8 protein-coding genes are annotated in these 5,103 nt (G+C 55.9%); 5 read left to right on the top strand and 3 right to left on the bottom strand.

The features are described 5' to 3' along the window. Positions 1-134, bottom strand: a 134-nt coding sequence (locus tag Q1K23_RS07590; RefSeq protein WP_300363542.1) for a dodecin family protein, incomplete at its 3' end; no start/stop codon positions are given. 139 nt (positions 135-273) lie between these two features. Between Q1K23_RS07590 and Q1K23_RS07585 the strand changes: the two genes are divergently transcribed. Genes Q1K23_RS07585 through Q1K23_RS07575 form a run of 3 tightly spaced genes read left to right on the top strand, consistent with a single transcriptional unit; the run spans position 274 to position 2,460 of the window. Next, positions 274-864, top strand: coding sequence for a cytochrome b/b6 domain-containing protein (locus Q1K23_RS07585; protein ID WP_300363541.1), 591 nt, complete (start codon positions 274-276; stop codon positions 862-864). Between the two features lie 3 nt (positions 865-867). Continuing rightward, the gene (locus Q1K23_RS07580; protein ID WP_300363540.1) at positions 868-1,047 is read left to right on the top strand and encodes a CPXCG motif-containing cysteine-rich protein; all 180 of its coding nucleotides are present in this window, start codon (positions 868-870) and stop codon (positions 1,045-1,047) included. A 9-nt stretch (positions 1,048-1,056) separates the two neighbouring features. Then, positions 1,057-2,460, top strand: coding sequence for a DUF4139 domain-containing protein (locus Q1K23_RS07575; protein WP_300363539.1), 1,404 nt, complete (start codon positions 1,057-1,059; stop codon positions 2,458-2,460). Here the strand turns inward: Q1K23_RS07575 and Q1K23_RS07570 are convergent. Continuing rightward, positions 2,454-3,329 carry a DMT family transporter gene (locus Q1K23_RS07570; protein ID WP_300363538.1) on the bottom strand — a complete coding sequence of 292 codons (876 nt, stop codon included), beginning with the start codon at positions 3,327-3,329 and terminating at the stop codon, positions 2,454-2,456. The two genes, Q1K23_RS07575 and Q1K23_RS07570, sit on opposite strands and share 7 nt — an antisense overlap. Positions 3,330-3,422: 93 nt before the next feature. On the opposite strand from Q1K23_RS07570, the gene Q1K23_RS07565 reads away from it, so the two are divergent. Together Q1K23_RS07565 and Q1K23_RS07560 are read left to right on the top strand one after the other, a co-directional pair. Then, a complete protein-coding gene (locus Q1K23_RS07565; RefSeq protein ID WP_300363537.1) occupies positions 3,423-3,944 on the top strand; it encodes a cob(I)yrinic acid a,c-diamide adenosyltransferase in 522 nt (173 codons plus the stop codon). A 100-nt stretch (positions 3,945-4,044) separates the two neighbouring features. After that, the gene (locus tag Q1K23_RS07560; RefSeq protein WP_300363536.1) at positions 4,045-4,656 is read left to right on the top strand and encodes a hypothetical protein; all 612 of its coding nucleotides are present in this window, start codon (positions 4,045-4,047) and stop codon (positions 4,654-4,656) included. A 60-nt stretch (positions 4,657-4,716) separates the two neighbouring features. Here the strand turns inward: Q1K23_RS07560 and Q1K23_RS07555 are convergent, their stop codons facing one another. Further along, positions 4,717-4,932, bottom strand: coding sequence for a hypothetical protein (locus Q1K23_RS07555; protein ID WP_300363535.1), 216 nt, complete (start codon positions 4,930-4,932; stop codon positions 4,717-4,719). Between the last annotated feature and the right edge of the window lie 171 nt (positions 4,933-5,103).

The following is a 5,103-nucleotide window of genomic DNA, read 5'->3' as shown; positions in this document are numbered from 1 at the left end:
GCGCTCATGTCCTGGATGTAGATGGACTTGATGTTGTCGACGCTTTTGGAGGCCTCACTGACGGCGTTGGCGGCCGCATCCTCCCAGCTCTTTTTGGACTGTGCGATCACTTCGATAACTTTGACGACGGACATGTTCTCTCCTTTGAATTATGGTTTCACTTTTATTATACCCAAACCGGGATTTTCTGTTGAACGGAAGAGGAAAGCGTGATTGAATTTTTTCTCCTTTATGGGTTACAATAGGGCAAATCACTCGAAAAGGGTAAAACCAATGGCAAAAAAATTCGGACCGCTTTTCAGGCTCTGGCACTGGATGATGGCGTTTTCCATCTTCGGGCTTCTCTTTACCGTACTGCTGAGGGAAACGTTTCTGGACAAAAAGGAGATGGCGGCGATTCTGACCAAGAAACTGGCGTCGTTCGGTGTGGCGTTGGGATCCGATCAGGCGATCGCCGCGGCGAAGGCGATCCGGGCGCCGATGTGGGAGTGGCACTATGTTTTCGCCCTTTTCCTGGGCCTTTCCATCGCCCTTCGCCTCTGGCTTATGGTGACGAAAGAGGCGAAGATGCCGCTTTTGAAACTTCTGGCCGCCGAGGGAGCACAGGAGAAGATGAAAACGGGGGTGCATCTGCTGCTCTGCCTGACGATTGCCCTGCTGACGGTGACGGGAGCTTTCTACTACTTCAAAGATGCGCTCGGTTTCGAAAAAGAGGCGGTCCATTGGGTCAAGGAGCTGCACGAGTGGCTGCTCTGGCCGCTGCTTCTTTTCGTCGGGCTCCATATCGCCGGGGTGATCCGTCACGAGCTGGTGAGCAAAGAGGCGGTCGTTTCACGAATGATTCACGGGGATGAGGTAAAATAGAGCATGATCGAGTACTTTTTCGTCTGTCCCTGCTGCTGGCAGCGGATCTCCATTCTGATAGACGGGGGTCTGACGCGGTTTCAGGGGATCGAGGATTGTGAAGTGTGCTGCAACCCCATCGTCTTCGATATCCGTATCGAAGAGGGTGAGGTCGCGGCTTTTCGTGCCGAAAAGGCGCAGTGAGGAGGTTGTATGAAAAGGTTTTTTCCTGTCTGGATGGCGGTGGGTGCGGTTTTGTCGCTTCAGGCGGCGACGCTGGATCTCTACAGGGACGGCGCGGTCTATACGTTCGAGCCCTCGGGAACTTTTCTGGGCTTTTTGCCCAAACGTGCCAAAGCCGAATGCGGGGATCGCAGTCTGAGCATCGTGCCCTCCGCGGAGTGTCCCAAAGAGAGTCGTCTTTGCCGCGAGAAGGCGACGATCGAGCGCTGGGGTCTGGAGAGCGCCTACGCCTTTCAGCGGATGCACTACATCGAGACGCTGATGAAGCGCGCCGAAGTGAAAACCGCCGATCCGAAAGCGGTCATGGCGATGGCGGAAGAGGCGGCCCGGAACTATTCGGCGATGCAGAAGAGAAAGGAGCGTGCCGACAAGGAGATGAAGTGGCGTCGGGAGAACTTTTTGAAGCAGGCCCCCATGCTGGAGGCGCAGCATCTGGCCAAAGCGTGCGACAAGCCCCTGAAGCTGACCATTCCCGGAAACTACATCTCTTTCGGCATCGAATACGAAGCGGATCTTTCGGATGAGAAGCGCATCGCCGTCACCCGGAATATCGTCCTGAGAAACCGCAGCGGCATCGACATCGACGCACAAACCGCGACGCTCCGTTACGAGCCGATGCATCGGCGTCTTTCTCCCATCCGCTTCTCTCCCTGGGTGATCCGTGACAGGCAGACGCCGAAGATGCGCGTCGCCAAGAGTATGACGATGTCGGCTCCGGCTCCTGTATACGAGATGGCGGAGGATATGGAGTACGGCAGGGTCGAGAGCGACAGAGCGAGAAACTACCGCATCGACGGGTTGAAACTCCCCTCCAGCGGCGAGCGTGTCACCATCGCCGCAGGCAGGTGGAAACTGCCCGCCGAGCGGGAGGAGGCGGTCTACCCCTACCGTGACAGCCGGGTCTACCGGGTGATCCGTTTCAAACCCGAAGCGCCGGTCGAGGCGAACCGCTGGCGAATCCGAAAAGACGGCCTTCTCGTCGCTTCGGAAGTTTATGGCGATTATGAAAAGGGGCGTTACACGCTCTTCGTGTCGGTGGACGAGGATCTGGTGGTGAGAAAGGAGCCGATGATTCTCAAAGAGAAAGAGAGCTTTTTCGGCGGTACCGTTCATAAAAAGGACGGCTATGTCATCCATCTGCTCAACCAGTCCAACGAGACGAAACGGCTGAAAGTTATCGAGCGCATTCCGCTGGCGGTCCGCAGCGACGTCAAGGTGAAACTCCTGAGCGTCGAGTGCGACAAATCGCTCAAAAAGAGACTCCTGGAAAAGGGGCGGCTCGAGATGGAGGTGACGCTGCCTCCCAAATCCCACGCCGATCTGCGGGTGCTCTTCGAGATCTCCTACGACAAGGAGAAACCGATCCTCTACTGAGTTTCGGGTCGGGTTAGGAGGATCCCGCCCGCGATAATGAAGGGGACACCCAGAAGCTGCCGGAGTGTCGGGACCTCCCGGAGGACAAGATAGGCGAAAAGCAGCGTGAAGAGGGGGATCAGCGCCGTCATGGCGCTCAGCTTCGTGATCGTAAGACGATGCAGCGCCTCGATCCAGAGGATTTTGGCGAGGCCCATCACCAGCAGACCGCTGGCGAGGATCCACGGAAGGGCCGAAAGGATCTTTCCGACATCGGGGTCCGGTTCGAAGAGACGGGCGAAAACAAGCAGAAGCGGCAGGGCGAAGAGATACCTGAAAAGCAGCACCGTTTCGCTGGGTACGTGACGTCTGGCCCGCTGCTGGTAGTAGTTGGCCACCGGGGCGATGGCGGCGGCCAGCAGGATCAGCGCATCGCCGGGATTGAGGCCGCCGAACTCTTCGGGAAAGAGGACGATCATGGCGCCGACACCCATCGAAAAGGCGCCGAAAGTGTGAAGGGGATCCATCCTTTCGTCGCCGAGAACGTTGAAGTAGAGATAGGCGAAAAAGAGCTGCGTAAAGATGATCAGCGACATGTTGCCGGCTGTCGTGTAGCGCAGACCGATGTAGATGCACAGAAACATCAGGGTGATGAAAAGGGATGTCAGCAGAAGATCCCTGCGCGCCTCTTTGTCCAGAAGTCTGCCGAGCGTTCCGTGCCTCCACGAAAGTATGAGGAAAAAGAGGATGGCGACGACGAGGGCGTAGGCGTAGGTATGGATCGCGCCCACGTAGGCGATGGCCCGGATCGTCAGGATCGGAAACCAGCTCTCCAGAAGGCTCAGCAAAAAGGCGTAGAGTTCACCCTCGCGCTCTTTCGTCATCTTCATCATATCGCGATTGTAGCATAGAACCCATCTCGAAAATCCCCGTTTCCGGCCATGGGATTGGTAAGGTGGGTTCCAATAGGATAAAATAGTGCCATGAAAAAGGGATGGATACAGCTCTATACGGGCGACGGCAAGGGAAAGACCACGGCGGCGACGGGACTGGCACTCAGAGCGCTGGGCAGCGGCTTTCGGATCCTCTTCGTACAGTTCATGAAGAGTGTACCAAGTGCTGAAGTGGAGATGCTCGGCCGCTGCGGCGGCGAAGATATCGTGATACTGCGGGAGTGGGACGACAGTTTCATCATCGGCAGACCCAGCGAGAGACAGCTCGAAATGGCCCGTCATCTCTGGTCGGAGACGATGACGCATCTAAAGAGTTTCCGACCCGATCTGCTGGTACTCGACGAGATCGCCGTGGCGATCAGATACGGACTCGTCGAAGAGTCCGTCGTACTCGCATTTTTGCGGAACAAACCGGAGAGTGTGGAGGTCGTGATGACGGGACAGCAGGCGTCGCGGGCGCTGATAGACGCCGCCGACCTGGTGACGGAGATGCGGAAAATCAAACACTACTACGACCGGGGTGTCATGGCGAGGAAGGGGATAGAGTATTGACTGGTCATTGGTCATTGGTCATTGGTCATTGGGATGATGAAAACGGTCTTGCCTCGTTTTCCGATTTCCGATTTCCGATTCCCGTTACAAGGCGAAAGCCTTGAAGATTCTCCCACGAAACTACATCCGCTACAAAGGGGTCAACTCCTTTTTCATGGGGCTGACGGTGGGGGCGATCTTCACGATCTACGCGGTGCTGGATCCTTCCATCTTTTCGCTGGGCGGCATCGTGCTGGCGGTGGGGATGCTGGTCGTGGCGCGCTACTACGAAAAGATTCTCAATCTCCGTACCTTTTTCAAGATCTCCCTCTTCGTGGAGCTGGTGATGCTGGTGCTGGTGGTCTGGTATCTGGCGATGCCCTACGGATTCGCGACGGCACTTTTCGTCTATGCCGGGTATCAGCTGACCTTCATGTTCGGCAGCTATCTGGTGCGGGCGGAGACGCTCTTTCTGAATCGCAAGCAGATCCTCTCATGGCTCGATATGGCCAAACAGGCGGGATATCTGGCGGGGATGCTGGTGTCGTGGCTTTTTTACAAGCTGCTGGTGTGGATATGGGGTATCGAAGAGCACGCCCGGCAGGTCTACTACCTGCACTGGCTGCTACTTTTCACCGAGATCGCCATCATCTGGCTTTTATTGAGGTCATTTCAAGCAAAAAAGCGGTCTTCCGATGTTGCAGTTTTTGCAACATCATCTCGAAAGCGATAGCTTTCGTAGCTTTAGGGGGGTGCAGGGGACGGTCAGTCCCCGCCAAACAGTGGGCTTCGCTCACTGTTTGCGTGATTTAAATCGGAAAAGATCAAAAAAAGAACAGCCGTCCGGTGAGCATCTGCCTTTGTGCTTCAAAATCGCCTTGACGTTGTTCTGCAGCAGCCAGACGAAAAAGAGGGCGATGACGGAGTAGAGAAGGGCGAAGGGCCAGTCGGAAGCGATGAAGGCCTGGACGGCCAGGACGAGAAAGACGACGGTGAGGATCAGGCACATAAAACTCCTTTGTGGTCATTTGCCGCTGCGCGGCGGTCATTTCGCTTCGCTGTCATTATGGGGTATTTCGCTATGATACAGCGATCGCCGGGCGCGAAGCGCACAAATGACCCATAATGACAAAAAGGGCTTCGCTCTTTTGAAACGACGAAAGAGAAAAATGACACGCTA

Origin of the sequence: Hydrogenimonas sp., assembly GCF_029933015.1 — a bacterium.
In the GTDB taxonomy this organism is placed as follows: Bacteria; Campylobacterota; Campylobacteria; order Campylobacterales; family Hydrogenimonadaceae; genus Hydrogenimonas.
This window is presented reverse-complemented; position numbering and strand designations above follow the sequence as displayed.